24 protein-coding genes and 1 tRNA gene are annotated in these 26007 nt (G+C 73.1%); 12 read left to right on the forward strand and 13 right to left on the reverse strand.

Annotated features, from left to right (window positions below):
* The first annotated feature begins 11 nt into the window (after positions 1–11).
* From cysS to ACFYU9_RS10875, 3 genes are all read left to right on the forward strand, one after another.
* A complete protein-coding gene (gene cysS / locus ACFYU9_RS10865; RefSeq protein WP_389344228.1) occupies positions 12–1412 on the forward strand; it encodes a cysteine--tRNA ligase in 1401 nt (466 codons plus the stop codon).
* Between the two features lie 90 nt (positions 1413–1502).
* The gene (rlmB, locus tag ACFYU9_RS10870; RefSeq protein ID WP_389205174.1) at positions 1503–2459 is read left to right on the forward strand and encodes a 23S rRNA (guanosine(2251)-2'-O)-methyltransferase RlmB; all 957 of its coding nucleotides are present in this window, start codon (positions 1503–1505) and stop codon (positions 2457–2459) included.
* A gap of 147 nt (positions 2460–2606) precedes the next feature.
* Positions 2607–4187, forward strand: coding sequence for a DoxX family membrane protein (locus tag ACFYU9_RS10875; protein WP_389205173.1), 1581 nt, complete (start codon positions 2607–2609; stop codon positions 4185–4187).
* 214 nt (positions 4188–4401) lie between these two features.
* On the opposite strand, the gene ACFYU9_RS10880 is transcribed toward ACFYU9_RS10875, so the two are convergent.
* The 3 genes from ACFYU9_RS10880 to ACFYU9_RS10890 all read right to left on the reverse strand — a co-directional run bounded on the left by ACFYU9_RS10880 (position 4402) and on the right by ACFYU9_RS10890 (position 6978).
* On the reverse strand, positions 4402–5115 hold the full coding sequence (locus tag ACFYU9_RS10880) for an NDP-sugar synthase (RefSeq protein ID WP_389205172.1): 714 nt from the start codon (positions 5113–5115) through the stop codon (positions 4402–4404).
* Positions 5116–5213: 98 nt separating this feature from the next.
* A complete protein-coding gene (locus ACFYU9_RS10885; RefSeq protein WP_389205171.1) occupies positions 5214–5627 on the reverse strand; it encodes a hypothetical protein in 414 nt (137 codons plus the stop codon).
* 253 nt (positions 5628–5880) lie between these two features.
* Entirely contained in the window at positions 5881–6978 is a 1098-nt protein-coding gene (locus ACFYU9_RS10890; protein ID WP_389205170.1) for an ABC transporter ATP-binding protein, read from the reverse strand.
* Positions 6979–7168: 190 nt separating this feature from the next.
* Between ACFYU9_RS10890 and ACFYU9_RS10895 the strand changes: the two genes are divergently transcribed.
* Positions 7169–7242: transfer RNA gene (locus ACFYU9_RS10895), tRNA-Thr, on the forward strand.
* 101 nt (positions 7243–7343) lie between these two features.
* Positions 7344–9386, forward strand: coding sequence for a restriction endonuclease (locus ACFYU9_RS10900; protein ID WP_389344230.1), 2043 nt, complete (start codon positions 7344–7346; stop codon positions 9384–9386).
* Between the two features lie 218 nt (positions 9387–9604).
* Here ACFYU9_RS10900 and ACFYU9_RS10905 read toward each other — a convergent pair whose 3' ends face one another.
* On the reverse strand, positions 9605–11002 hold the full coding sequence (locus tag ACFYU9_RS10905) for an NAD(P)/FAD-dependent oxidoreductase (protein ID WP_389344232.1): 1398 nt from the start codon (positions 11000–11002) through the stop codon (positions 9605–9607).
* Positions 11003–11253: 251 nt separating this feature from the next.
* Here ACFYU9_RS10905 and ACFYU9_RS10910 point away from each other — a divergent pair, with 251 nt between their 5' ends.
* Entirely contained in the window at positions 11254–11733 is a 480-nt protein-coding gene (locus ACFYU9_RS10910) for a GNAT family N-acetyltransferase (RefSeq protein WP_389344234.1), read from the forward strand.
* Between the two features lie 9 nt (positions 11734–11742).
* Positions 11743–12078: a hypothetical protein gene (locus tag ACFYU9_RS10915; protein ID WP_389205166.1), complete on the forward strand. Its 336-nt coding sequence runs from the start codon at positions 11743–11745 to the stop codon at positions 12076–12078.
* Between the two features lie 11 nt (positions 12079–12089).
* Here ACFYU9_RS10915 and ACFYU9_RS10920 read toward each other — a convergent pair whose 3' ends face one another.
* Both ACFYU9_RS10920 and ACFYU9_RS10925 read right to left on the reverse strand, forming a co-directional pair.
* Positions 12090–13073, reverse strand: a complete 984-nt coding sequence (locus tag ACFYU9_RS10920; protein WP_389205165.1) for a zinc-binding dehydrogenase — start codon at positions 13071–13073, stop codon at positions 12090–12092.
* 69 nt (positions 13074–13142) lie between these two features.
* Positions 13143–14339 (reverse strand): FAD-dependent oxidoreductase, encoded by a 1197-nt coding sequence (locus ACFYU9_RS10925; protein ID WP_389344236.1) that lies wholly within the window; start codon positions 14337–14339, stop codon positions 13143–13145.
* A gap of 121 nt (positions 14340–14460) precedes the next feature.
* On the opposite strand from ACFYU9_RS10925, the gene ACFYU9_RS10930 reads away from it, so the two are divergent.
* Complete coding sequence (locus tag ACFYU9_RS10930) at positions 14461–15135, forward strand: pentapeptide repeat-containing protein (protein ID WP_389344238.1); 675 nt, start codon at positions 14461–14463, stop codon at positions 15133–15135.
* An 80-nt stretch (positions 15136–15215) separates the two neighbouring features.
* On the opposite strand, the gene ACFYU9_RS10935 is transcribed toward ACFYU9_RS10930, so the two are convergent.
* From ACFYU9_RS10935 to ACFYU9_RS10950, 4 genes are all read right to left on the reverse strand, one after another.
* A complete protein-coding gene (locus tag ACFYU9_RS10935; protein WP_389205162.1) occupies positions 15216–15716 on the reverse strand; it encodes a hypothetical protein in 501 nt (166 codons plus the stop codon).
* Between the two features lie 189 nt (positions 15717–15905).
* Positions 15906–17117, reverse strand: a complete 1212-nt coding sequence (locus ACFYU9_RS10940) for an FAD-dependent monooxygenase (RefSeq protein ID WP_389344240.1) — start codon at positions 17115–17117, stop codon at positions 15906–15908.
* Between the two features lie 115 nt (positions 17118–17232).
* The gene (locus ACFYU9_RS10945) at positions 17233–17877 is read right to left on the reverse strand and encodes a response regulator (protein WP_389344242.1); all 645 of its coding nucleotides are present in this window, start codon (positions 17875–17877) and stop codon (positions 17233–17235) included.
* Complete coding sequence (locus ACFYU9_RS10950) at positions 17874–19052, reverse strand: sensor histidine kinase (RefSeq protein WP_389344244.1); 1179 nt, start codon at positions 19050–19052, stop codon at positions 17874–17876. The genes ACFYU9_RS10945 and ACFYU9_RS10950 overlap by 4 nt, the downstream gene beginning before the upstream one ends.
* Positions 19053–19424: 372 nt before the next feature.
* Between ACFYU9_RS10950 and ACFYU9_RS10955 the strand changes: the two genes are divergently transcribed.
* Together ACFYU9_RS10955 and ACFYU9_RS10960 are read left to right on the forward strand one after the other, a co-directional pair.
* The gene (locus ACFYU9_RS10955; RefSeq protein WP_389205158.1) at positions 19425–19970 is read left to right on the forward strand and encodes a heme-binding protein; all 546 of its coding nucleotides are present in this window, start codon (positions 19425–19427) and stop codon (positions 19968–19970) included.
* A gap of 120 nt (positions 19971–20090) precedes the next feature.
* Positions 20091–21512, forward strand: a complete 1422-nt coding sequence (locus ACFYU9_RS10960) for a M1 family metallopeptidase (protein WP_389205157.1) — start codon at positions 20091–20093, stop codon at positions 21510–21512.
* Positions 21513–21525: 13 nt separating this feature from the next.
* Here ACFYU9_RS10960 and ACFYU9_RS10965 read toward each other — a convergent pair whose 3' ends face one another.
* Together ACFYU9_RS10965 and ACFYU9_RS10970 are read right to left on the reverse strand one after the other, a co-directional pair.
* Complete coding sequence (locus ACFYU9_RS10965; protein ID WP_389344246.1) at positions 21526–22038, reverse strand: GNAT family N-acetyltransferase; 513 nt, start codon at positions 22036–22038, stop codon at positions 21526–21528.
* A 201-nt stretch (positions 22039–22239) separates the two neighbouring features.
* The gene (locus tag ACFYU9_RS10970) at positions 22240–22815 is read right to left on the reverse strand and encodes a TerD family protein (protein WP_365347616.1); all 576 of its coding nucleotides are present in this window, start codon (positions 22813–22815) and stop codon (positions 22240–22242) included.
* Positions 22816–22920: 105 nt separating this feature from the next.
* Between ACFYU9_RS10970 and arfB the strand changes: the two genes are divergently transcribed.
* Positions 22921–23358: an alternative ribosome rescue aminoacyl-tRNA hydrolase ArfB gene (gene arfB / locus ACFYU9_RS10975; RefSeq protein WP_389205155.1), complete on the forward strand. Its 438-nt coding sequence runs from the start codon at positions 22921–22923 to the stop codon at positions 23356–23358.
* A 135-nt stretch (positions 23359–23493) separates the two neighbouring features.
* Here arfB and ACFYU9_RS10980 read toward each other — a convergent pair whose 3' ends face one another.
* Positions 23494–24060: a flavin reductase family protein gene (locus tag ACFYU9_RS10980; RefSeq protein WP_389205154.1), complete on the reverse strand. Its 567-nt coding sequence runs from the start codon at positions 24058–24060 to the stop codon at positions 23494–23496.
* Positions 24061–24309: 249 nt separating this feature from the next.
* On the opposite strand from ACFYU9_RS10980, the gene cdgB reads away from it, so the two are divergent.
* Positions 24310–25995 carry a diguanylate cyclase CdgB gene (cdgB, locus tag ACFYU9_RS10985; protein WP_389205153.1) on the forward strand — a complete coding sequence of 562 codons (1686 nt, stop codon included), beginning with the start codon at positions 24310–24312 and terminating at the stop codon, positions 25993–25995.
* The last annotated feature ends 12 nt before the right edge of the window (positions 25996–26007 follow it).

The following is a 26007-nucleotide window of genomic DNA, read 5'->3' on the forward strand; positions in this document are numbered from 1 at the left end:
ACCCTGGTGTGGTGACCATTCGCCTGTACGACACCAGCGCCCGGCAGATCCGTGACTTCACCCCGATCAAGCCGGGCTGCGTCTCGATCTACCTGTGTGGCGCGACCGTGCAGGCCGCCCCGCACATCGGGCACATCCGCTCGGGCCTGAACTTCGACATCATGCGCCGCTGGTTCGAATACCGCGGCTACGACGTCACGTTCATCCGCAACGTCACCGACATCGACGACAAGATCATCAGGAAGGGCGCCGAACAGGGCCGCCCCTGGTGGTCCATCGGTTACGAGAACGAGCGCGCGTTCAACGACGGCTACCAGGCCCTCGGTTGCCTGCCGCCCACCTACGAGCCGCGCGCCACCGGCCACGTCACCGAGATGGTCGAGATGATGCGCGGCCTGATCGAGCGCGGTCACGCCTACGAGGCCGACGGCAGCGTCTACTTCGACGTGCGCTCCTTCCCGGGCTACCTGGAGCTGTCCAACCAGGACATCGACGACCTGCGCCAGCCCTCCGAGGAGGGCATCACCGGCAAGCGCGACCCGCGCGACTTCGCGATGTGGAAGGCGACCAAGCCGGGCGAGCCCGACTGGGAGACGCCGTGGGGCCGCGGCCGGCCGGGCTGGCACCTGGAGTGCTCGGCGATGGCCCACAAGTACCTGGGCTCGTCCTTCGACGTCCACGGCGGCGGGCTCGACCTGATCTTCCCGCACCACGAGAACGAGATCGCGCAGGCCAAGGCCTTCGGCGACGACTTCGCCCAGTACTGGGTGCACAACGCCTGGGTCACCATGAGCGGCGAGAAGATGTCGAAGTCGCTGGGCAACAGCGTCCTCGTCTCCGAGATGGTGAAGAACTGGCGTCCGATCGTCCTGCGCTACTACCTGGGCACCCCGCACTACCGCTCGATGATCGAGTACAGCGAGGAGTCCCTGCGCGAGGCCGAGGCCGCCTTCGGCCGCATCGAGGGCTTCGTGCAGCGCGCCACCGAGAAGGCCGGGGCGCCCGTCGCCCCCGCCGCCGAGGTGCCGCCGGCCTTCGCCGACGCCATGGACGACGACCTCGGCGTGCCGCACGCGCTGGCGATCATCCACACCACGGTCCGCCAGGGCAACAGCGCCCTCGCCGCCGACGACAAGGACGAGGCGATCGCCCGCCTCGCCGAGGTCCGTGCCATGCTCGCCGTCCTCGGTCTGGACCCGCTCGACCCGCACTGGGCCGAGGAGACCGACCGCGGCGAGGAGCTGCACGGCGTCGTCGACACCCTCGTCCGCCTCGTGCTCGACCAGCGCCAGTCGGCGCGCGAGCGCAAGGACTGGGCGACCGCGGACGCCATCCGCGACCAGCTGGGCCAGTCCGGCCTCGCCATCGAGGACAGCCCCGACGGGCCCCGCTGGACGCTGGGCAACCGCTAGAGAACTGATGAGTGTGCCGTCCGGGCCTCCGGGCGGCACACTTCACATACGGACTTCGTACGCAGCAGTCAGAGGAAACAGGTAGTAGTCATGGCCGGGAACAGCCAGCGCAGGGGACGACGCACGTCCAACAAGAAGGGCGCGACGGTCGGCAGCGGTGGCCAGCGGCGCAAGGGCCTCGAAGGCAAGGGCCCGACGCCCAAGGCCGAGAACCGCAAGGGCCACAAGGCGTACCGCGTCTCCAACGCGATGGCGCGGAACGCGGCCAAGCGCAAGCCGATCGCCCGCCGCGGCGGCAAGGGCCAGTCGGAGATGGTCGTCGGCCGCAACCCGGTCTTCGAGGCGCTGCGCGACGGCGTGCCCGCCACCACGCTCTACGTCCAGCAGTTCATCGACAACGACGAGCGCGTGCGCGAGGCGCTGAATCTCGCCACCGGCCGCGGCAACATCAACATCATGGAGGCGCCGCGCCCCGAGCTGGACCGGATGACGAACGGCCTGAACCACCAGGGCCTCGTGCTCCAGGTCCCGCCGTACGAGTACGCGCACCCCGAGGACCTCGCCGAGGCGGCCTACGACGACCACGAGGAGCCGCTGATCGTCGCCCTCGACGGCGTCACCGACCCGCGCAACCTCGGCGCCGTCGTCCGTTCCGTCTCCGCCTTCGGCGGCCACGGCGTGGTCGTGCCCGAGCGGCGCGCGGCCGGCATGACCGCCGGTGCCTGGAAGACCTCGGCCGGCACCGCCGCCCGTACGCCGGTCGCCCGGGCCACCAACCTGACCCGTTGTCTGGAGCAGTACCAGAAGGCCGGTCTCACGGTCGTCGGTCTGTCGGCGGACGGCGACACCGAGGTGCACGAGCTGGAGGCGCTCTCCGGCCCGGTCGTCATCGTGGTCGGCTCCGAGGGCAAGGGCCTGTCCCGCCTGGTCGGCGAGACCTGCGACTTCCTCGTCCGCATCCCGATGCCGGGTGGCGCCGAGTCGCTGAACGCCGGTGTCGCGGCGGGCGTGGTGCTGTACGAGGCGGCTCGCCGCCGCATGGGCTGAGCCCGCCCGGGTGTGTGCGGGTCCGGACGACTCGGGCCCGTGCACACGCTGACCCGGAAGGGTGAACGGCCCCGGCCGTGATCTTGACGGGCCTCGGACATTCCGGGGCCGTCAAGGCAGTGTCCTAACCGCGCGTCACTCGGTTAGATGAGTGTGGACACCAGAACGCCCCGGCCGGGGTTCGACGATCAGCCCGCGCTGAGCATGGTCAAGGTGGATTCCGATCCCGCCCAGGTGATCGTGAACCACGCCAGCTTCCGTGTGCGGCTCGCGCCGGCCCACCAGCCGAGGTTCGCCGCGAATCCCCGTATCGCCGCGCTCGCCGGAGCCGCCGGGCTCACCGCGGGCGCCGGTGCCGCTGCGGGCCGCCGCCGGCCCGTCGTATGGACCGGCAAGTCGGCCTCCGGCACGACCGGTCTGCTCCAGGCCGTGCGCGCGTCGTCCGGCGGTGGGGTCTCCACGCTGGAGCCGACCACCCAGACGATCCCGCGCGTCACCGACACCATGCCCACCCCCGTGGTGCCGCGCCGCCAGGCGCCGCCCACCGCCCCGCTGCTGCCGCCGATGCGGCGCGCCGAGGGGGCGTACGACGACCTGTACGACATGGAGCCCGGCGCCCCCGCCGGCCCTTACGGCCACGGTGACCCGGACGACCCGCAGGCCGCCGCCCGGGCCGCCCAGCGGCACGGCAGCGACCCTGTCCGGCACGCGTACTACCCGGGCCGCCGGATGAACCTCGGCGTGGTGCTGCTGCCGCTGCGGGTCTTCCTCGGCTTCATCTCCATCTACGCCGGCATGGGCAAGCTCTGCGACCCCGTCTACTTCGACGGCGGCGAGCGCGGCTCGATGGTCAAGTGGCTGCACTCGCTGCACCCGTGGCCGCTGGCCGAGCCGCTGCGCGACTTCGCCCTCCAGCACCCGGTCGGCGCCGGCCTCACCGTCGCCTTCCTCCAGGTCGTCGTCGGCGTCCTCACCGTCCTCGGCCTGTGGCAGCGGGTCGCCGCCGTGGTCGGCGCGCTCCTCTCGTCCGCGCTGATCCTCACCGTCAGCTGGAAGACCGTCCCGGTCTACGACTCGGCGGACATCATCTACCTGGCCGCCTGGTCGCCGCTGATCATCGCCGGCGCCCCGGTCTACTCGGTCGACGGCCGGCTGGCCGGCGAGGCCTGGCGCACCCTCGGGCCGCGCTCCGAGCTGTGGGAGCTGCGCCGCCGGGTGCTGCGCCGCGGCACGGTCGTCGCGGCGGTCGTCGTCGGCCTCACGCTGCTCGTCGGCTCGATGCTCGGCGGAGCCGTGCGCTCCACGACGATGGTCACCGTGCCCGGACCGGACGAGGACCCGATCAACCACCTGCCGGGCCAGCCGCTCCCGAAGGAGCCCGGCGCGACCGGCGCCTCCCGCAAGGCGTCCACGAGCCCGAAGCCCTCGGCGACGACCGGCGCGAGCGGCGAGAAGGAGAAGACGGCGGAGTCGAAGCCGACCGAGTCGGCGCGCGAGACGGCCCGCACCGAGCGGCACACCCCGTCCGCGACGACCAGCAGCGGCGGCAGCCGCACGCCGACCCAGTCGCGTACGACGGCGCCGTCCTCCACCACCGACTCCTCGTCGGGCGGTACGAGCGGGACGCCGACGAGCGGCAGCGGCAGCGGCGGTGGCGGTTCGTCGAGCGGCGGCGGCGGCTCGTCGTCGGGCGGGGCGCGGAACCCGATCGGCGGCCTGCTGGGTTAGGACCCGTCCGGACCCGTCCGGACACGGCGAAAGGGCCCCGGGTGTCGACGGACACCCGGGGCCCTTGTCGTACGCCTTCGACGGGCCTTGGGCTGCTCGTTGGCCTTCGACGGGCGTGGGGCTTCTCGTTCGCCTTCGGCGGGCCTGGGCCGCTCGTACGCCTACGCCCTCGAAAGGCCGAGAGCCCGGGGCCGCTCGTACGCCCTCGACGGGCCTACGGCTGCGTGGCGAGTTCCTTCGCCGCCTCCGTCAGGTCCTTCGCCGTGTCGATGGCCCGCCAGTACGCCCCCTGGGGCAGCGGGAAGCCCGCCAGGCGGCGCTCACGGGCCAGCCGGGGGAAGGTGGTGCGCTCGTGGTCGCCGCGCTCCGGCAGGAGGCCGGTGAAGGCCGGGGAGAAGACGTACACGCCCGCGTTGATGAGGTACGGGGACGGCGGCGCCTCGATGAAGTCGGTGATGTGGCCGAAGGCGTCGGTCTCGACGGCGCCCCACGGGATGCGCGGGCGGGCGAGGGCGAGGGTCGCGGTGGCGTCGCGCTCGGTGTGGAACTCGGCCATCTCGCGCAGCGAGAAGCGCGTCCAGATGTCGCCGTTGGTGGCGTACCAGGGCTTGCCCGGCTCGGGCAGGTGCGCGGCCGCGTACTTGAGGCCGCCGCCGCGGCCCAGCGGCTCGGACTCGACGACCGTCGTGACGTTCAGCGGCAGCTGCGCGGTCTCCAGCCACTCCTGGAGCACCTCGGCGAGGTGGCCGCAGGAGACGACGGCGTCCGTGACCCCCTCGGCGGCGAGCCAGGAAAGCTGATGGCCGATGATCGGGGTCCCGGTGCCCGGGATCTCGACCATCGGCTTGGGGCGGTCGTCGGTGTACGGGCGCAGCCGCGAGCCCTGGCCGCCCGCCAGGACCACGGCCTGCGTCGGGGAGGTGTGCATACCGGGAACGATAGGCGCAGCCGGCCCGACGGGTCCGGAGGTGCGCACGTTCGGATGTCCGGATGCGCGGAGGTGCGGATGGCGGATCGGCCCGCGGCTCAGCTCGCGTGCAGGACGCCGTACGCGAAGGCGGTGTCGCAGACCGGGCGGGAGTAGGACTGGGCGCGCGTCGGGCCGAAGCGCTCGACGGCGGCGGCGCCGAGGGCACGGGCGATCGAGACGCAGTGCCTGGCGAGCGACGGCCGGTTCTCCACCTCGCGCTGGAGGTGGGTGAGGGCGACGGCCGGGTCCTTCTCCTGAAGCTCGGCGAGGAGCTGGTCGCGCAGAATATCCTGCGGGGCACGGGACTTGGCCCGGGTGGAGACGTCCGTGGACGACGCGGTGAGCATCTGGGTCCCGGAGCCCTGGCCGGCCCACGGAACGGCGGACACCGCGAGCGTTCCGGAGAGCACCAGGACGACGGGCAGGACGAGGGCGAGAGAGCGGCCGATTCGGCGGGCAGTGTGCGTCACGCGTGTGAGCGTAGCGGCCGGTAGTGATATGGCGACATTTAGTCACTCTCACGTGGGATGGTTCGAGGCGGCTTTTCGAATCCCGTGTTGACGCGGAGGGTCGGGCCGGGGCCCGAATGCCCAGTTCTGCCGGGGTTTTCACCGAGTCGGGGTTTCATGCCCGTCGAATCCCCCTGTACGCCAACGGCCCCGCCCCCGCAAGCGGGAGCGAGGCCGTACGGAGCCGCCGGTCGCGTCAGTCGCGTCAGTCGCGTCAGTCGGAGAGGCGCTCGCCGGTCGAGGTGGAGAAGACGTGCAGCTCGGCCGAGCGCGGCACGACGTGCAGCGTGGAGCCCTTGGCCGGGACCTCGCGGCCGCCGACGCGGACCACGATCTCCTTGTCCTCGCCGTCGACGCGGGTGGTGCCGTACACGAAGCCGTCGGAGCCGAGCTCCTCGACGACGTTCACGGTGACCGCGAGGCCGTCCTTGCTCGTGGCGCTCTGCACGTCGAAGTGCTCGGGGCGGACGCCGACGGTGACGGTGCGGTCGCCCTTGGCGGAGGCGGCGGCGACGGCCTCGCGGGAGACCGGGACGACGCTCTCGCCGAACTTCACGCCGCCGTCGACGATCGGGACCTCGATCAGGTTCATGGCCGGGGAGCCGATGAAGCCGGCGACGAAGAGGTTGGCGGGCCGGTCGTACATGGTGCGCGGGGTGTCGACCTGCTGGAGCAGACCGTCCTTGAGGACGGCGACCCGGTCGCCCATGGTGAGGGCCTCGGTCTGGTCGTGCGTCACGTACACCGTGGTGATGCCGAGGCGGCGCTGCAGCGAGGCGATCTGGGTGCGGGTGGAGACGCGGAGCTTGGCGTCGAGGTTCGACAGCGGCTCGTCCATGAGGAAGACCTGCGGCTCGCGCACGATCGCGCGGCCCATGGCGACGCGCTGGCGCTGACCGCCGGAGAGCGCCTTCGGCTTGCGGTCGAGGTACTCGGTGAGGTCGAGGATCTTCGCCGCCTCCTCGACCTTGGTGCGGATCTCGCTCTTGTTGACGCCGGCGATCTTCAGGGCGAAGCCCATGTTGTCGGCGACGGTCATGTGCGGGTAGAGCGCGTAGTTCTGGAACACCATGGCGATGTCCCGGTCCTTCGGCGGCAGGTGCGTGACGTCGCGGTCGCCGATGCGGATGGCGCCGGAGGTGACGTCCTCCAGGCCGGCCAGCATGCGCAGGGAGGTCGACTTGCCGCAGCCGGAGGGGCCGACGAGGACGAGGAACTCGCCGTCGGCGATCTCGATCTCCAGCTCGTTGACGGAGGGCTTTTCGGCGCCGGGGTAGACCAGGGTCGCCTTGTCGTAGGTGACGGAAGCCATGGTGATGTGTCCCTTCACCGGCAGGAACGTGCCGGACGATCCGAGTAAAGGAAGGATTGAGGTCTAGTCCACCTGGGTGAACCGCTGGTGACGCTACCTCGCCGGGCCGGATCTGTCAGCAGTCGGGGGCGGTGAGCGTCGTGAGATTTCCGACCGTGGGCGGGCGGGTGTTCGTTACACTGCTTCCGCTGCCGCCTTAGCTCAGTTGGCTAGAGCGCTTGACTTGTAATCTTGAGGTCGTCGGTTCGATTCCGACAGGCGGCTCTTCGCGATCACGCGATCAGGTGTCCCGGACCCTCCAGGGTCCGGGACACTTGTGCGTTACGGGGCGGATGCGAGGGTTTCTCCGGGGAGGGATGCGGCGGATGAGCCGGCGTTCGAATGGGCTGATCGGGACCTGGGCCGAGGCGCAGCGGCTGGCGCAGCGCGAGCGGGAGGGGCGGCAGCAGGCGGTGCTGCGGCAGCAGCGCGACGCCGAGCGGGCGCAGCGCGCGCACGAGCGCGACGTGGCGCGGATGCAGCGGGAGCAGCGGGCCGAGTACCGGCGGCAGCGGGACGCGGACGCGCTGCGCCGTACCCGGGAGCTGGACGAGCGGGTGGCGGCCTTGGAGGGCCTGCTGGTCGCGGGCTGCCGGAGCCGGCCGCTCTCGGTGGAGGCGCTGCGGCAGCCGGAGGAGGTGGCGCCGTTCGCGCCGGGCCCGCTCGCGGAGCCGGTGCCGATGCCGGACCAGCGCTTCTACCAGGACCGGGCCGCGTTCGAGCGGGACTGGTACGCGGCGCGGGCGGCGGAGGCCCGGCGGGTGGAGCAACTGGCGGCGTACCGGCGGCAGTACGACGAGTGGGCGGCGCTGCGGCTCGCGGAGATCCGGGCGCACAACAGCGGGATCGCGGGCACCGAGACGGCGCTGCGGGCGGGCGAGCCGGACACGGTGGTCGAGTACTTCTCGGCGGTCCTGTACGCGTCGACGGCCTGGCCCGACGGCTTCCCGCGCCAGGTCTCGGCCGCGTACGACCAGGGGTCCCGCGGTCTCGTCCTGGACTGGGACCTGCCGGGGTACGAGGTGGTGCCGGCCGCCAAGGGGATCAAGTACCTGCCGAGCACGGACCAGGAGAAGGAGGTCGCGCGGCCGCAGGCCCAGCGGCGGGCGCTGTACCGGGAGGTGCTGGCGCAGAGCGTGCTGCTCGCGCTGCGCGAGCTGTTCGCCGCCGACCGCTTCGGGGTCCTCGACCGGGTGGCGCTCAACGGCTTCGTCGACGGCGTCGATCCGGCGACGGGGGTGGCGGGCCGGGTGTGCGTGGCGTCCGTGGCGGCGGAGCGGCCGGTCTTCGGCGAGCTGAACCTGGAGCTGGTCAGCCCGCTGGAGTGCCTGACCGGGGCGCTCGCGGGCCGGCTGTCGGCGAAGCCCGACGAGCGGGTGGCGGTGCAGCCGCTGCTGCTGCCCGAGCAGGTCGGCTCGGGTGTCGTCTCGCAGGGCGACGGCGACGAGCCGGACCTGCTCGCGATGGACCCGATCGCCTTCGAGGGCCTGGTGGCCGAGCTGTTCCGGGCGCGCGGCCTGCAGGCGGTGACGACGCGGCGCTCCAACGACGGCGGCGTGGACGTGGAGGCGCTCGACCCGGACCCGATCAGCGGCGGTTCGATCCTCGTGCAGGTCAAGCGCTACCGGAACACGGTGCCGCCGAGCGCGGTGCGGGACCTGTTCGGGACGGTGCAGGGCGCCGGGGCGAACAAGGGCGTGCTCGTCACGACCTCGGGCTTCGGCCCCGGCTCGTACACCTTCGCCAACGGCAAGCCGCTGACGCTGATCTCGGGCCCCGAGCTGGTGGAGCTGCTGCACCGGCACGGGCTGCGGGGGCGCCTCGGCACGGGCGAGCCGGCGCCGACCCCGGTCGAGCCGGTACGGGCGCCGGCCGAGGCGGACGAGGGCTTCAACCTGCTCGGCATGGTCTGGACGGGGTCGGTGGCGCTCGACGTGTGCGCCCTGGTGTGCGCGGGGAGCCGGGTGCTCGCCGACGAGTGGTTCGTCTTCTTCAACAACCAGGCGACGCCGGACGGTTCGGTGGCGATGGTGACGGCGCCGCCCGGGGACAAGGCGGCGGTACGCGTCGGCTTCGACGCGCTGCCGGCGCACGCGGACCGGCTGGTGCTCGTGGCGGCGATCGACCCGGAGGTGAACCCGGACGCCGATCTGGCGGGCTTCGCCGACGCGGGGATCGTGCTGCGCGACGACGCGGGGGCGGAGCTGGACCGCCTGGAGGTGTCGGACGGGCGGCCGGGCGAGACGGCGCTGGTGCTCGGCTCGTTCCGGCGGCGGGCGAGCGGGGACTGGGACTTCGTGCTGGGCGGGAAGGGGTATCGGGGCGGGCTGGAGGAGCTGGTGGGGGACTTCGGGATCGAGGTGGAGTAGGGCGGGGGCAGGGCTGGAGGTGCCGGGGGCACGTCCGGAAGTGCGGAGGGCGCGGCCGGAGGTGCCGGGGGCACGCGCCCCCGGCTGTGCCGCCGTGGCGCTGTGCCCCGTGCACGGCGCCGCCGTCTCCCGCGTGCCGCCGTGCCCCCGCCCCTCGTCTCCCCGCCGTCTCTCCGCCGTCTCTTCGCCCGGTCCCCGTGCCTCTGCCTCTCCCTGCCTCAGCGGCCGCTGAGGCGGTTGGCGATGACGGCGATCCGGTCGGTGGCCGCCGTGCGGGCGGTGGTCTCGCGGCGGTCGGCGGCGCGGAAGGCCGCGTACATCGTCTGCACGCCGAGCCAGCGCAGCGGCTCCGGCTCCCACTTGCGCACCCGGTGGTTCACCCAGGGCAGTTCGGTCAGTTCGGTGGACCCGCCCTGGCCGGAGTCCTGCTGGACGAGGTCGCGCAGGGTGCGGGCGGCCAGGTTCGTCGTGGCGACGCCGGAACCCACGTAGCCGCCCGCCCAGCCGAGGCCGGTGGAGCGGTCGAGGGTGACGGTGGCGCACCAGTCGCGGGGCACGCCGAGGACGCCGGACCAGGCGTGGGCGATGCCGACGCCGGCGAGCTGCGGGAAGAAGCGGATCAGGATCTCGCGGAGCGCTTCGACGGTCTGCGGCTGCGTCCGGCCGTCGTTGTCGGTCCGGGAGCCGAAGCGGTACGGGACGCCGCGGCCGCCGAGCGCGATGCGGCCGTCGGCGGTGCGCTGGGCGTACATGTAGGCGTGCGCCATGTCGCCGAGGGTCTCCAGGCCGTTCCAGCCGATGGACTCCCACTGGGCGTCGGTGAGCGGTTCGGTGGCGATCATCGAGGAGTTCATGGGCAGCCAGGTGCGGCGCTGCCCGGCGAGGGAGGCGGTGAAGCCCTCGGTGCAGCGGATCACGTACGGCGCGCGGACCGTGCCGTACGGGGTGACGGCGTGCTTCGGGCGGATCTCGGTGACCGGCGTGGACTCGTGGATGGTCACGCCGAGCGCCTCGACGGCCGCGGCGAGGCCCTTGACCAGCTTCACCGGGTGGAGCCGGGCGCCGTGCGGGGTCCAGCTGGAGCCGACGGCCCCCGTGATGCGGATCCGCTCGGCGGTCTCGCGCGCGCCGTACAGCTCGCGCTCCTTCTCGCCGAACGCGACCTCGGCGTCGTGGAACTCCCGGAGCCGGGCGAGCTGCGCGGGCGAGTGGGCGACTTCGAGGACGCCGCCGCGGTGCACGTCGGCGTCGATGCCCTCGGCGGCGCAGACGTCGACGACCTCGGTGACGGTGTCGTTCATGGCCTCCTGGAGGCGTACGGCGGCGTCGCGGCCGTGCAGTCGCGCGTAGCGGTCGCGGCCGGCGATGCCGTTGTACAGCCAGCCGCCGTTGCGGCCGGAGGCCCCGTAACCGCAGAACGCGGCTTCGAGGACGGTGATGTTCAGGAACGGGACGGCCTTCTTGAGGTAGTAGGCGGTCCACAGGCCGGTGTAGCCGCCGCCGACGATGCAGACGTCGGCGGTGGAGTCGCCGGGCAGCGGCTCGCGCGGGGCGGGGACGCCCTCCTGCGCGTACCAGAACGATATGCCGCCGTTGACCGTCGTCGTGCTGCTCATGCTGCTCTCCCTGGTGTGTTGGCGGGAGGTTAGCCGGGGGGCGGGGGAGGGGGATACGGGGTGGTGGGCGGCGCGGGGGGCTCTTCGGGCGGGCGGGTGCGGATTTCGTCGCGGCGGGAGGCCGTTGCCGGTGGGCCGGAGGGGCGCCGGGTGGGCGGACGAGAAGACCCGGGGTGACGGTTTCCGTCGATCTGGGTCCACCGCCCGGACACTGCTGGCCCGCCCGGCCCGACCCGGTGCACCCTGTCTCCATGATCCGTACCGCCACGCCTGCCGACGTCCCCGTCATCCACCAGCTGATCCGCGACCTCGCGGAATACGAGAAGGCCCTCGACGAGGCCCGCGCCACCCCCGCCCAGCTCCACGAAGCCCTCTTCGGCGACCGCCCCGCCGCCTACGCCCTCATCGCCGAGACCGAGGACGGCGAAGTGGCCGGCTTCGCCCTCTGGTTCCTCAACTTCTCCACCTGGCGCGGTGTCCACGGCATCTACCTCGAAGACCTCTACGTCCGCCCTGACCTGCGCGGCGGCGGCCACGGCAAGGCCCTCCTGACCGAACTCGCCCGCATCTGCGTCGAGCGCGGCTACGAGCGCCTCGAGTGGTCCGTGCTCAACTGGAACCAGCCCTCTATCGACTTCTACGAGTCCCTGGGCGCGCGGCCGCAGGACGAGTGGACGGTGTACCGGCTGACGGACGGGGCGCTGGCCGAGCTCGGCCGGGCCGGGGTGTAGGAATTGGGCATGGAGAACGAGATTCAGCAGCGGTTCGAGCGGATCACCGCATTCGTCGAGGCGCGGCTCACGCCCCTGTTCGATCCCGAGAACGGGAGCGATCACGGGTTCGGGATGGACGACACGTCGCGGGCGCTGCGCGCGTTGCGGTACACGGTGCAGGCGGCTTCGGCGGTGAACGGGCTGGTGGAGAAGCGGGAGTCGGCGCCGGAGTTGCGGCAGGTGGTGGACCAGGCGTTGGAGCACAACTGGGACGTGCTGCGCTCCATCGCCCGGATGTGGGAGGACCACCCCGACTTCCTGAAGGAGTTCAAGGGGCACTCCTGGGACGTGCTCGGGGTCTGAGGCCCCGGGTTCTAGGGGACCAGGACGACCTTGCCCATCGTGCCCCGGGTTTCCAGGGCGCGGTGGGCGCTGGCCGCCTCGCGCAGGGGGTAGGGCTGGACGGCCGGGCGGAGGGTGCCGTTCGTCGCCGCTGCGAGGGCGGCGAGTTCGAGGGTGCGGATGTCGCCGCCGGCCTTCTGGAGCATGACGGGTCCGAGGACGGACTGCGAGGTGATGCCGCGGGCGGCCAGCTCCTCGTCGGTGAAGGTCAGTGCCTCGCCGCCGGACCAGCCGAAGACGATGTGCTCGCCGCCCTTGCCGAGCAGGTCCACGGCGGCCCGGCCGGTGTCGCCGCCGACGGAGTCGAAGACGACGGTGGCGCGGCGGTCGCCCAGGTACGCGCGGACCTCGTCGGCCCAGCCCGGGGCCCGGTAGTCGACCGCCAGGTCCGCCCCGTTCTCGCGTACCCGCGCCACCTTCTCCGGCCCGCCGGCCAGGCCGATCACCACCGCTCCCGCGTTCTTCGCGTACTGCACGAGCAGCGTGCCGATGCCGCCCGCCGCCGCCGGGACGATCGCGACCGAGTCCGGGCCGAGCGCGGTGAACTGCAGGATGCCGAGCGTCGTGCGGCCCGTGCCGATCATGGCGACGGCCTCCGCCTCGCCGAGGTGGTCGGGCAGGGCGTGCAGCCGGGCGGCGTCGGTGACGGCGAGTTCGGCGTAGCCGCCGGGTGCCATGCCGAGGTGGGCGACGACGCGGCGGCCCAGCCAGGACGGGTCGGTGCCCTCGCCGATCGCGTCCACGGTGCCGGCGACCTCGCGGCCGGGCACGGTGGGCAGTTCGACGGCGACCGGGTACGGGCCCGGCTCGCCCTCGCGCAGGACGGTGTCGAGGAGGTGGACGCCGGCGGCCGTCACCTTGACGCGTACCTGGCCGGGGCCCGGTACGGGGTCGGGGACCTCCTCGAAGGTGAGGTTCTCGGCCGGGCCGAAGGCGTGGAGGCGGATGGCGTGCATGGCTGCTCCCCTGAGTCCATGGAACGTGCATCGTGAGGTGTGAGGCGCTGATGCCGACAGCTTTCAACCTCAAGCGCGCTTGAGGTCAAGCCGCCCCCTGAGTTCCTCCCGCAGACGCGCGTTCCGCAGCGCCAGCGACACCGCCTCCACCGCGCTCGCGAACGACACCTCCGACAGCACGCCCGGCGCCGCCACCTCGTCGCCCGCCAGGTACACGCCGTCGCCCCGGTCGATCGCCGGGCGGTCGCGCCAGGTCGTGCCGGGGCGGTCGACCGCGCCCGTACGGCCCTGGGAGACCGCCTCGCGCCGCCACACCGTGCGCTCGCGCCAGCCCGCGAAGCCCAGGTCGAGCAGCCGCTCCGCGTGCGCCACGCCGTCCGCCTTCGACGCGCCGGGGCCGATCGGCAGCTGCGCCTGGATCAGCTGCTCGCCGGCCGGGGCGAGGGACGGGTCCTGGGCGGTGAAGCGTTCCACCCAGCCGGGCGCGTCCAGGTCCGAGACCACGAACGGGTCGCCCCTGCGCGCGCGCAGCGCCAGGTCGAACAGGACCGTACGGCCGGAGTCCCAGGTCAGCGACGAGTCGCCGAGCAGCCGGGCGGCGGCCGCCAGGGACGTCGCCACGATCACCGGGCCCTCGCCCCGCGGCAGGTCGGCCAGGCCGTCGACGCGCGACGAGGTCTCGATCCGCACCCCGAGCTCCACTGCCCGCGCCGTCATCCGGTCGATCAGCCGGCCCCAGCCGCCCTTCACGTAGTGCGCCTCGGCCGGCAGCGACGTGGCCCGGTGCAGCCGCTCCTGCACGAAACGGGCCGACAGCGCGCCCGGGTCGTGGTGGAAGAGCGCCACCCCGCTGTACGCGGCCGCCGCCTCCGCCGCCACCGGCCCGGCGAGCCCGGTCGCCCAGGTGCGGAAGTCGACGTCCACCGGCGCCTGCCCGGCCTTGCGGAAGGACTGGCGCAGGAAGCCGCGCGGCGGGATGCGGCGCAGCGCGCCCTTGTGGACGAAGCGGAGCCGGGCGGCTTCGAGCGGCGGCAGCGGCGCGAGCGGGCCGAGCAGCCCGCGCTGCTTGAGCCACGTCCAGTGCGGGCCGCCGCTGTAGATCGCGTGCGGGCCCTCGTTGGTCAGGTACGGGCCCTCGGCCGTGCGCGCCCGGCCGCCGAGGGTGTGGTGCGACTCGTGCAGGGTGACCCGGGCGCCCGCCTCGGCCGCGGTGACGGCCGCGGTGAGCCCGGCGAAACCGCCGCCGACGATGGTGATGGTCCGCATCTTTCCGACTCCCTCGTGCGCCCGGCTCGGTGCCGGGGTTCACGCATGGGACGGCCGGCGGGGCGGGCTTCGTGACATCGCGGCCGGGGCGTTGTCAGTGGTGTGCGTCACGATGGGCGGCATGACGAGTACGAGGAAGAGGAAGCCGGTTCCGAAGGTGCGCCGGCCCGAGGTGCGGCTGCCCGAGCTTGAGGTCTACGAGGGTGGCCTGGAGCCGGACGGGGACTACGACGGCCTGGAGCTGACCGGTCTCGACCTGACCGGCCAGGACGGCGCGGGGGCCCGGTTCCTGGACTGCGCCCTGCGCGACTGCGCGCTCGACGAGACGCGGCTGACGGCGGCCCGCTTCCTCGACTCGGTGCTCGACGGCGTACGGGGCGTGGGCACCGACCTCGCGGAGGCGCAGCTGCGGGACGTGGAGGTCGTGGACGCGCGGCTCGGCGGGACGCAGCTGCACGGGGCGGTCCTGGAGCGGGTGTGGGTGAGGGGCGGCAAGGCGGACTACCTGAATCTGCGGAAGGCGAAGCTGAAGGACGTCGTCTTCGACGGGTGCGTGCTGAGCGAGCCCGATTTCGCGGGCGCGAGCCTGGAACGGGTGGAGTTCCGGGACTGCGTGCTGATCGGGGCGGACTTCGGCGGGGCGAAGCTGAAGGACGTGGACCTGCGCACGGTGCAGCGGCTGGAGATCGCCCGCGGGGTCGACGCCCTGGCCGGAGCCGTGATCTCCACGGCCCAGCTGCTGGACCTGGCACCGGTTTTCGCGGCGCAGTTGGGGGTGCGGGTGGAGGACGCGTAGGGGACGTGCGGCGGGATCCGGCGGGGGTGCGGGGTGAGGACGCCCGGGGGACGTCCGGTGGATCCGGGAGGGGCTCCGGGTCAGGCCACGCGGGGGAAGCGGGCCTGGAGGTCCCACACGACCGGGTTGTCGGCCAGGCCCTCGTGCATGTCCACGAGGTCGGCGATCAGGTCGTGCAGGAAGTCACGGGCCTCGCGGCGCAGTTGGGCGTGGCCGAAGGTGAGCGGCGGCTCGTTGCCCGGCATCCAGTCGGCCTCGACGTCCACCCAGCCGAAGCGGCGCTCGAAGATCATCACGTCGGACGACTCGGTGAAGTCGAGCTCCGCGTACTGCGGCTGGGCGGCGCGGCTGCCGCGCGGGTCGCGGTCGAGCCGCTCGACGATGTCGCACAGCGCCCACGCGAAGTCGAGCACCGGCACCCAGCCCCAGGCGGTGGACACCTCCTGGTCCTTCTCCGTGTCCGCGAGGTACACGTCGCCGCAGAACAGGTCGTGGCGCAGCGCGTGGACGTCCGCGCGGCGGTAGTCCGTCTGCGGCGGGTCGGGGAAGCGGCGGGAGAGCGAGTAGCCGATGTCGAGCACGGGTCGATGGTCCCATGCCGGGGCCCGAGGGTCGTCCCGCCGGTCGTTTCAACGGCCGTCCCGCCCGCCGTCCCGCGAGGCCGGAGGCTCCGTCCGTCCTCCCGCCCGGCCGCCGTCCCACCCGGCTTCGGGCTCCGCCCGTCCGGCTCGGGGCTCCGCCCCGTCCGCGCCGGGGCGGGCGGCCCCGCCCTAGCCCTTGTGTGCCGCCCTCGCCAGGCGGGGGCCCAGCCAGCGCTTGAGGCGGCGCAGGGACTCCAGTCGGCCGGCGGCGTGGTCGAGGCGGTAGTAGAGCTGCGGCGGGATGTGCGGGAGCAGCGGGGAGTGGCGCTGGCCGAGGAGGGCGAACATCCGGGCCGGCTCCAGGCGCATGTAGCGGGGCAGGTTCTCGTACCACTGGGCGCTGTAGCGGGCCGCGCTCTGGGCCGAGACCAGTTCGGCGCGGCGCCTGCGGCCGTACGCGTCGAGGGCGGCCGGCAGGTCGTCGGAGCCGGCCCGCAGCGCCTCGGCCAGGGCCAGGGCGTCCTCCAGGGCCAGGGTGGTGCCCGCGCCGATGGAGTAGTGGGTGGTGTGGGCGGCGTCGCCGAGCAGGGCGGTGTTGCCGTGGTGCCAGGTCCTCGTGGTGAGCGTGCGGAAGTTCAGCCACTGGGCCGGGGCGCCGCCGCCGTGCTGCTCGCGGCCGATCAGCGGCTCGCCGTCCAGCAGGTCGGCGAACAGCTTCTCCAGGAGCCGCAGGCTGTCGTCCTCGTTCGTCCGGTCGAGCCCCAGGCCCGTCCAGGTGTCCGGCGCGCACTCCACGACGCAGGTCGACTGCTCGCCGCTGAAGCCGTACGCGTAGCACCAGATCCAGCCGTGCTCGGTCTCCTTGAAGGCGAAGCTGAAGGAGTCGAAGACCTTGGTCGTGCCGAGCCAGACGTAGCGGTTGCGACCGCTGGTGACCTGGGCGCCGAAGCGGTCCGCGTGCGCCTCGCGCAGCGCGCTGTTCACGCCGTCGGCGGCCACGACGAGGTCCGCGCCGGCCAGCTCCGCCGCGTCCGGCCCGCTGACGGCGTGCTCGTACTCGACGCGTACGCCCAGCTCGCGGGCCCGGTCGGCGAGCAGGTTCAGCATCTTCCGGCGGCCGATGCCGAAGCCCGCGTCGCCGCGGTGCACGGTCCGCTCGTCGCGGACGATGGCCACCCCGTCGGTCCAGGTGACGGACGCGGCGGCGATCGCCTCCGCCGACACCGGGTCGCCGGCGCGCAGCTTGTCGAGGAGCCCGGCCCAGTAGGTGACGCCCCAGCCGTAGGTGGAGCCGGCCGGGTTCCGCTCGTACAGGGTGATCTCGTGGGAGGGGTCCTGGCGCTTCATCAGGATCGAGAAGTACAGGCCGCCGGGTCCGCCGCCGACGATGGTGATCTTCACGTGCGCTCCCACGGGGACGTGACAGTGTGCGCTGGAACGAAAGCGCACAGTAGCAGCCCGTGGAGGTCTGGGGGCCGGACGCCGCTCCCTGATCCGGCCCGACCGGCAGGGCCCCTCAGGGGAGCAGGCGCTGTTCCTTCGCCACCGCCACGGCGCCGGCCCGCGTGTCGACGCCGAGCTTCGCGTAGATCCGGCCCAGGTGGGTCTTGACCGTCGCCTCGCTGATGAACAGCGCGCGGGCGATCTCGCGGTTGCCGAGGCCGTGCGCCAGCTGGCCGAGGATGTCGCGCTCCCGGTCGGTCAGCGTGGGCCGGGCCGCGCCGCGCATCCGGTCCATGACCCGGCTGGCGACCGGCGGCGACAGCGTCGTACGGCCCTGGGCGGCGGAGTGGATCGCGGCGAACAGCTCCTCGGGCCGCTCGGCCTTCAGCAGGTAGCCGGTGGCGCCCGCCTCGATCGCCCGGGTGATGTCGGCGTCCGTGTCGTACGTGGTGAGGACGAGCACGTGCACGCCGGTCGGCGCGATCCGGCGGGTGGCCTCCACGCCGTCGATGCCCGCGCCGAGCTGGAGGTCCATCAGGACGACGTCCGGCCGCAGGTGCGCGGCCATCGCGACCGCCTCCTCGCCGCTGCCCGCCTCGCCGACCACCTCGATGTCCGGCGCGCTGCCGAGCAGGGCGAGCAGCCCGGCGCGGACGACGGCGTGGTCGTCGCACAGCAGGATCCGTACGGGCCCGGTAGTGGGCGTAGCGGGCGTCACGGACGTACCTCCAGCGGGATCGCGGCGGAGAGCACGGTGCCCTCGCCCGGGGTGGACTCGATCGTCAGCGTGCCGCCCAGCTGCTGCGCCCGCACCCGCATCGCGGGCAGACCGTGGCCGCGCACGCCCGTGTCGGCGCCCGACGTGCGGGACGGGTCGAAGCCGCGGCCGTCGTCGGCGACGTCAAGGACGACCTGGTCGTCGAGGTAGGTGAGGGTGAGCGCGGCCGAGGTGGCGCCGGCGTGCTCGCGGATGTTCGCGAGGGCGCCCTGCGCGATGCGCAGCAGCGCCGACTGGACCCGGTCCGGCAGCGGCCGGTCCGGCGTGCCGTCGACGTGGCAGCGCACCCGGAGCTCCGGGCCGGTCTCGCGGGCGGCGAGCCCGCGCAGCGCCTCCTCCAGGCCGCCGCCCTCGGCGAGGTCGGCCGGTGCCAGGTCGTGCACGAAGCGGCGGGCCTCGGCGAGGTTGCGGTCGGCGATCGACTCGGCCGTGCGGACGTGGCGGCGGGCGGTGACCGGGTCGCTGTCCCAGGTGCGGTCGGCGGCCTGGAGCAGCATCTGCTGGCTCGACAGGCCCTGCGCGAGCGTGTCGTGGATCTCCATCGACAGCCGCTGCCGCTCGGCCAGCGTGCCCTCGCGGCGCTCGGTCGCGGCAAGCTCGCGGCGGGTGCGGATGAGGTCCTCGATGAGTGCCCGCTGCCGTTCGGCCTGCCGCTCGGCGTGCACGAAGACGGCGGTGGCGATGGCGGCGACGGCCGGCGGGGCGATCACCAGGTTCGGGTCGAAGCCGCCGTGCGAGAGCTGCACCTGCGCGATCACGACGAACGCCGTGAGCAGGGTGACCAGGCCGAGCGCGGCGCGCGGCGGCAGGGTGCGCAGGCCCGTGTAGAACAGCGGCACCGCGCACCAGGCGAAGCTCGGCGCGAGCACGACCAGGACCATCCACACCGCGACGACCGTGCCCAGCCAGGCGATCCGGCGCGGGGTGGCGCGGGTGCCGAGGACGGGGCCGAGGAGGTAGAGCGAGGCGAGCGCGCCGGAGAGGGCGACGATCCAGGGGCTGCGCTCCTCCCAGGGATGGCGCAGCAGGAAGCGGGCGAGCGAGGCGCCGAGGAGGAGGAAGAAGGCGACGTGCATGACCCGCGCCAGCCAGCGGGCGTCCGGGTCCCGTTCCATCGCCGACGCTCCTCCGCATTGCTTCCGACACGGGCCCGGGCTGGGTCCGGCCGGGGTCTGACCTGGGTATACGCATCCATCCTGGCCCGGCCGGACCAGGGCGGCATCAACCGATCGGCTGACCTCCCTGTCCACCACTATGCGCGCCGACGGCAGCCGGAACGCGGACCGGCGGGCGCCGGTTCCGGGCGGAGGATCGATGCAGAGCGAACGGAACAGCCTCCCGCCTCGCTCCACGAGCACCGCCTCACGAGTCACGCCTCACGAGCCACGCCTCTCAGCACTGCCTCACGAGCGCTGCCTCATGAGCCCCGCCTCACGAGTCGCGCCTCTCAGCACCGCACCGCCTCACGATCACCTCAGGAGCCCGCCATGAAGAAGAAGTTCCTCCTCGGCACCACGGCCGCCGTCGTCCTCGCGGCCGGCACCTTCGGCGCCGTCTCCGCGAACGCCACCGCCCCGCAGGCCGCCCCGGCCGCGGTCGTCGCCAAGGCCGACGCCGAGAACGACAACCTGCGCCAGACCACCCACCTGACGATCGAGGCGGCCACCAAGGCCGCCCAGGCGTCGCTGAAGGCCGCCGAGAAGGAGAACCAGCGCGTCTCCGTCGCCGTCGTCGACCGCAACGGCAACACCATCGTGACCCTTCGCGGCGACGGTGCCGGCCCGCAGTCCTACGAGTCGGCCGTCAAGAAGGCGTACACCGCCGTCTCCTGGAACGCCCCGACCTCCGTCCTCGCCGGCCGGCTGGCCAACGCCCCGACCCTGAAGGACATCCCCGGCACCCTCTTCCTCGCCGGCGGCGCCCCGGTCACCGCGGGCGGCGCCCCGATCGCCGGCATCGGCGTGGCCGGCGCGCCCTCCGGCGACCTGGACGAGAAGTTCGCCCAGGCCGGCGTGGCGTCCCTCAACGGCTGACGCCCCCACCGACCCGACGGCGCCCGGTTCCCCCGCCGGGCGCCGTCGTCGTGCGCGGCCACGGTGTGGCGTGATGTGTTCGTACGCCGATGCGTTCGTACGTCTGTTTAGGATCGGTTCGTGAATACGCGCAGCCGAGTCCGGGCCGGAGCCGTGGCCGTCGCCTTCGCACTGCTCGCCGCCGGGTGCTCCGGCAGTGGCGCGGACAGCGGGGGAGTGCAGGGCACGCCCGGCGCGGCCGGGCTGCGCGACCCGTACTTCCCCAAGCTCGGCAACGGCGGCTACGACGTCAGCCACTACGGGCTCACCCTGTCGTACGACCCCGCCACCAACCGGCTCGACGGCCGTGCCGAGATCACCGCCCGGGCCACCCAGGACCTCAGCGCCTTCAACCTGGACCTCGATGGGCTGACCGTGCGCGACGCGACCGTCGACGGCGCGCCCGCCGCCGTCAACCGGGCCGGGAACGAGCTGACGCTGCGCCCGCGCGAGGACATCGACGCCGGGAAGCAGTTCGTCACCACCGTCACCTACGCGGGCGTGCCGAAGACCATCACCGACTCGGACGGCTCCGAGGAGGGCTGGCTCAAGACCGCCGACGGGGCCGTCGCGGTCGGCGAACCGACCGGATCCATGGCCTGGTTCCCCGGCAACCACCACCCGTCCGACAAGGCGACCTACGACATCACCGTCACCGTCCCGGCCGGCCTCAAGGCCGTCTCCAACGGTGTGCTGACCGCCGAGCGCAAGAGCGCCGACGGCCGCACCACGACCTCCGTCTGGCACGCGGGCGAGCCCATGGCCAGCTACCTCGCGACGCTCGCGATCGGCCACTTCGACACGTCGACCACCACCGCTCCCCTCGGCAAGGGCAAGGCCCCGGTGCCGGTGCTCACCGCCGCCGACCCGACCGTCGCGGCGCAGACCGCCGCGCTGCGCGCGAAGATCCCGCAGATCCTGGAGTGGGAGCAGCAGAACTTCGGGCCCTACCCCTTCTCCGCCGCCGGCGCGATCGTCGAGCGCGAGGGCGACCTCGGCTACGCCCTGGAGACCCAGTCCCGGCCGATCTTCCCGGTCTCCTCCTTCGAGGAGGGCACGCTCGTCCACGAGTTGGTGCACCAGTGGTACGGCGACTCGGTGACGCCCGCGAGCTGGAAGGACATCTGGCTGAACGAGGGCTTCGCGACGTACGGGGAGTGGCTGTACGAGGAGGACTTCAAGCACAACCCGGCGCAGAAGAGCTTCGAGAGGGCGTTCGCCAACGACGACGCCTGGGCCTTCCCGCCGGCCGCGCCGCCCACCGCCGAGGATCTGTTCTCGGCGCCGGTCTACCAGCGCGGCGCGATGGTGCTGCACAAGCTCCGCCAGAAGGTCGGCGACGACGTCTTCTTCGAGATCCTGGAGGGCTGGCCGGCGAAGTACCGGTACGCCAACGCCACCACCGAGGACTTCACGAAGTACGCCGAGCAGGTGTCGGGCCAGGATCTGTCGGGCGTGTGGGACGTGTGGCTGTACGGGGACGAGAAGCCGGCCGCGCCCTGACCGGCCCGGTCGGTCACAGGGCCTTGCGCATCACGACGCACGGGCGGCCGTGCGCCAGGTCGGGGCGGCGCGCGGTCTCCTCGTAACCGAGCGAGGTCCAGAAGGCGAGCGCCCGCGGGTTGTTCTCCAGGACGGCGAGCCGCAGGCCCTGCCGGCCCTCGGCGCGGAAGCGCTCCTCGACGTACGCGGCGAGCCGGCGGCCGTGACCGGCGTGCTGCTCCTCGGCGTGCACCATCAACAGGCCGAGCCACGGGTCCGGTTGGGCCGGGTCGGGGTGCCGGCCGAGGGTGACCGCGACGGCGACCAGGCGGCCCGCGGAGCGGGCGAGCAGCACCTCGGCGGTCGGCTGCGCAAGGTCGTCGGCGAGGGCGGCGGCGACCTGCTCGGGCGTGATCCGGTCCGGGTCCGGGAAGTCGCCGCTGAGCTGCTGGAACTCGTGGTTGGAGGCGTAGAGCCCGGTGAGTTCGGTGAGCAGCGGGCCGGGGATGTCGTGCGGGTCCTTGGCGGACAGGGGTTCGACGATCACGGGGAGAGCGTAGAGCCCCGGCAGGAGCCCGGCAGGAGAAGAGCCCAGGGCAGGAGAAGAGCCCAGGGCAGGAGAAGAGCCCAGGGAAGGCGTGGAGCCCTGGACAAGCGTGGGCCCGGGGGAGGCATGGGCCCCGGACAGGCGTGGAGCCCCGGGCCGGCCGGGTCGCCGGGGGCCGGGGCTCCGCCTTCAGAGGGTGGGTCAGATGTTGACGCCGAAGTCGCGGGCGATGCCCTCCAGGCCGGAGGCGTAACCCTGGCCGACCGCGCGGAACTTCCACTCGGCACCGTTGCGGTACAGCTCGCCGAAGACCATGGCGGTCTCGACGGCGGCGTCCTCCGACAGGTCGTAGCGGGCGATCTCGGCGCCGCCGGCCTGGTTGACGATGCGGATGTACGCGTTGCGGACCTGGCCGAAGTTCTGCGAGCGGTTGACCGCGTCGTAGATGGAGACCGGGAAGACGATCTTGTCGACGCCGGCCGGGAGGCCCGCCAGGTTGACGTTGATCTGCTCGTCGTCGCCGCCGCCCTCGCCGGTGCGGTTGTCACCGGTGTGGACGATGGTCTGGTCCGGCGTCGACTTGTTGTTGAAGAAGACGAAGTGGCCGTCGGAGACGACCTTGCCCGTGGCGTCGACGCCGATCGCGGAGGCGTCGAGGTCGAAGTCGGTGCCGGTGGTCGTACGGACGTCCCAGCCGAGGCCCACGGTGACGGCGGTGAGGCCCGGGGCCTCCTTGGTCAGGGAGACGTTGCCGCCCTTGGAGAGGCTTACAGCCATGGGATGACCCTTTCTGCGGTGCTGTCGTCGACTTCGATAACGCACGGTCCGGCGTGGCGGTTCCCACGCGAAAACAGAGTGACGCACCAGCCGGGTCCGGGGAACATGGATGACATGTCCGGTCCCTATCCGATCCGCGGCTCCGTCTCGCTCCCCGAGGCCGAGCTCCTGTGGCGTTTCTCGCGGTCGTCCGGGCCCGGCGGCCAGCACGTCAACACCAGCGACTCGCAGGTGGAGCTGAGCTTCGACCTGGCCGCGACGAAGGCCCTGCCCGAGGTGTGGAAGGCGCGCGCCCTGGAGCGTCTCGCCGGCCGCCTGGTCAACGGCGTCGTCACCGTCCGCGCCTCCGAGCACCGCTCCCAGTGGCGCAACCGCGAGACCGCGGCCGTCCGTCTCGCGGCGCTGCTCGCCGAGGCCACCGCCCCGCCGCCGAAGCCGCGCCGCCCGACGAAGATCCCGCGCGGCATCAACGAGCGGCGGCTGAGGGAGAAGAAGCAGCGCGCGGAGACGAAGCGCGGCCGCCAGGCGAAGGACTGGGGCTGAGCCGACGGGCCTTCGGCCCGCGCCCTTCGGGCCCGCCGCCTGGGGCCGTGGCCTTCGGGTTCGTAGCCGTCAGGCCTGCGGCCTTCGAGCCCGCAGCTTCGGGCCCGCACCCTTCGGACCCGCGCCCCCCCGCCGTCAGCCCAGCGTCCGGTAGCGGCCCTTGAAGTACGTCAGCGGGCTGCCCTCCGCCGACGGCAGCGTCGTCGCGAGCACGCGGCCGATGACGAGGGTGTGGTCGCCGGCGACGACACGGCTCTCCGTACGGCATTCGAGGGTGGCGAGCGCGCCGCCCATCAGGGGCGCGCCGCTGTGCGCGCCGCGCGTGTACGGCACGTCGGCGAAGAGCAGCCGGTCGCTGACCCGGCCTTTCATGGCGAAGCGGCCCGCGATGTGCCGCTGGCTCTCGGCGAGCAGCGAGACCGCCCAGACCGGCACCTCGGTGAGCACGTCGTCCATGCGGGAGCCGTTGCGCAGGCTGACCAGGACGAGCGGCGGGTCGAGGGAGACCGAGAGGAACGCGGTGGCGGTCATGCCGACGTCCTCGCCGTGCGGGCCGTCCTCCGGGTCGTGGGCCGTCACCAGGACGACACCGGCCGCGAGGCGGGCCATGGCGGCCTTGAACTCGTCGTTGCTCACCCCCTCAGCATGAGGGATGGCCAGGTCGACGGTGGGGGTCCCGAGCGTGGGCGTCTTCTGCAGCACACTCGCACGCTAGTCCGGGCCGCCGGACGGCCACATCGGACCCCGGGACCAGCCGGGCTTCCCCCGTGGGTCCTAGGACCCGCAAGCCCTCCGGGTCGGCTGTGACTTGAGTCACAGAGGGCGCTAATTGTTGACCCTGTGTACCGGGTGCACAGCTCGCTGTGATTCAGTGGCGGGAACAGCACCACGTAGCCGATGAGCCGATGAGAACCCTGGAGTCAGCTGTCGAGGTCTCGGGGAGAGCGAGCGATGGAGACCGAGTCGGAGCCGTACGTCCGTCTTGCGACCCTGCGGCAGCTGCATCAGGTCGTGGCGGACCTCAACACCGCCCGCAGCCTGGCGGACACCGTGCAGGCCGTCGCCGACGGCATCGTCAACGGGCTCAACTATGAGCTGGCCTGCGTCAATCTCGTGCGCCCCGACGGCGACCTGGTCGTGTCCGCCTTCGCCGGCAGCCCCGCCGCCGAGGCCCTGATCACCGGCCGGGTCGGCTCCCGCGCCTCCTGGGACCGCCGCCTCGCCATGGGCGAGGCCTGGGGCGACCTGCGCTTCATCCCGCACACCGAGGGCTGGGTGCTCATCGAGGACGACGTCCCGCAGTGGCACACCGAGGGCCCAGCCCCCCGCTTCGAGGACGAGTGGCACCCGCACGACCGGCTCTACGCGCCCATGTACTCCCCCGGAGTCCGCTCCGCCCACTCGGGGGCGCCCACGGGACCGGCCCGTGAGCTGCTCGGCGTCATCTCCGTCGACCGCCCGCGCAACGGCCGCCATCCCGGCCCCTGGGGCCAGGAGGCGCTCCAGATGTACGCCTCGCAGGCCGCCATCGCGATCAGCAACGCCCGCCTGCGCTCCAACATGCAGCGCGCCCTGGTCCGTCTGGAGCGCGAGCAGCAGGCGCTGCGGGCCAGCGAGGAGTCGTTCCGGCAGGCCTTCGAGTACGCGCCCTCCGGCATGGCCATCGCCGAGATGGGCGGCGACCAGCACGGCCGGCTCCTGCGCACCAACGACGCCCTGTGCCGCCTGCTCGGCCGCCCCGCCTCCGTCATGCGCCGCTACAGCTTCGCCGACCTCGTCCACCCCGAGGACATAGGCACCCTGCTCCGCACCTCCGCCGAGGGCGGCCGCGCCGAGCTGCGCCTCGGCCGCCGCGACGGCACGTACGTCTGGGTGTCCCTCCGCAACTCCGTCGTCGCCGACACCGCCGACGGCCCCCGCTTCCTCCTCACCCACGTCGAGGACATCGAGGAGCGCAAGCGGCACGAGCTCCAGCTCGCCCACCGCGCCTCGCACGACGCCCTCACCGGCCTGCCCAACAGCGCCGAGCTGCGCTCCCGGCTCTCCGCCCGGATCTGCGAGCGCCCCTTCGCGGGCGCCGGCGACACCGCCGCCGCGGCGCACGGACCGGCCCACGAGGGCGAGTACGGATACGAGCACGAGCACGGCTTCGGCTTCTCCCCGGTCGGCGGCCCGGGCGGTGTCTACGACCACCACGTGCACACCGTCGCCCCCACCGGCGGCGAGGTCGACGACGGCACCAAGGGCCTCGCCGTCCTCTTCTGCGACCTCGACGGCTTCAAGTCGATCAACGACCGCTTCGGCCACCACACCGGCGACGCCGTCCTCATCGAGGTCGCCCGCCGCCTCACCACGGGCGTGCGGGACGGCGACACGGTGGCCAGGCTCGGCGGCGACGAGTTCGTCGTCCTCGCCGACGGGCTCGGCTCGGCCGACGCCGCCGACCTCGCCGTCCGGCTGCGCAACGCGATCATCCCGCCGATCCGGGTGGACGGGCGGGCCGTGCGCGTCGGGGCCAGCTTCGGCATCGGCTGGGCGGAGTGCGGCATGACGGTCGAAGAGGTGCTGAACAGCGCGGACCAGCGGATGTACATCGAGAAGCGGTCGAGGTCGAAGGTGCACCGCAGGGCCGGATGACCTCCTCGGTCC

The sequence above is a fragment of the Streptomyces sp. NPDC004327 genome, assembly GCF_042873935.1.
Classification (GTDB): Bacteria; Actinomycetota; Actinomycetes; order Streptomycetales; family Streptomycetaceae; genus Streptomyces.

Coding starts and splice junctions, on each gene's coding strand:
- rlmB (WP_389205174.1), top strand. CDS start 1,503: ATGGCCGGGAACAGCCAGCGCAGGGGACGACGCACGTCCAACAAGAAG.
- ACFYU9_RS10875 (WP_389205173.1), top strand. CDS start 2,607: ATGAGTGTGGACACCAGAACGCCCCGGCCGGGGTTCGACGATCAGCCC.
- ACFYU9_RS10880 (WP_389205172.1), bottom strand. CDS start 5,115: ATGCACACCTCCCCGACGCAGGCCGTGGTCCTGGCGGGCGGCCAGGGC.
- ACFYU9_RS10890 (WP_389205170.1), bottom strand. CDS start 6,978: ATGGCTTCCGTCACCTACGACAAGGCGACCCTGGTCTACCCCGGCGCC.
- ACFYU9_RS10900 (WP_389344230.1), top strand. CDS start 7,344: ATGAGCCGGCGTTCGAATGGGCTGATCGGGACCTGGGCCGAGGCGCAG.
- ACFYU9_RS10905 (WP_389344232.1), bottom strand. CDS start 11,002: ATGAGCAGCACGACGACGGTCAACGGCGGCATATCGTTCTGGTACGCG.
- ACFYU9_RS10910 (WP_389344234.1), top strand. CDS start 11,254: ATGATCCGTACCGCCACGCCTGCCGACGTCCCCGTCATCCACCAGCTG.
- ACFYU9_RS10915 (WP_389205166.1), top strand. CDS start 11,743: ATGGAGAACGAGATTCAGCAGCGGTTCGAGCGGATCACCGCATTCGTC.
- ACFYU9_RS10920 (WP_389205165.1), bottom strand. CDS start 13,073: ATGCACGCCATCCGCCTCCACGCCTTCGGCCCGGCCGAGAACCTCACC.
- ACFYU9_RS10925 (WP_389344236.1), bottom strand. CDS start 14,339: ATGCGGACCATCACCATCGTCGGCGGCGGTTTCGCCGGGCTCACCGCG.
- ACFYU9_RS10930 (WP_389344238.1), top strand. CDS start 14,461: ATGACGAGTACGAGGAAGAGGAAGCCGGTTCCGAAGGTGCGCCGGCCC.
- ACFYU9_RS10950 (WP_389344244.1), bottom strand. CDS start 19,052: ATGGAACGGGACCCGGACGCCCGCTGGCTGGCGCGGGTCATGCACGTC.
- ACFYU9_RS10955 (WP_389205158.1), top strand. CDS start 19,425: ATGAAGAAGAAGTTCCTCCTCGGCACCACGGCCGCCGTCGTCCTCGCG.
- ACFYU9_RS10970 (WP_365347616.1), bottom strand. CDS start 22,815: ATGGCTGTAAGCCTCTCCAAGGGCGGCAACGTCTCCCTGACCAAGGAG.
- arfB (WP_389205155.1), top strand. CDS start 22,921: ATGGATGACATGTCCGGTCCCTATCCGATCCGCGGCTCCGTCTCGCTC.
- cdgB (WP_389205153.1), top strand. CDS start 24,310: ATGGAGACCGAGTCGGAGCCGTACGTCCGTCTTGCGACCCTGCGGCAG.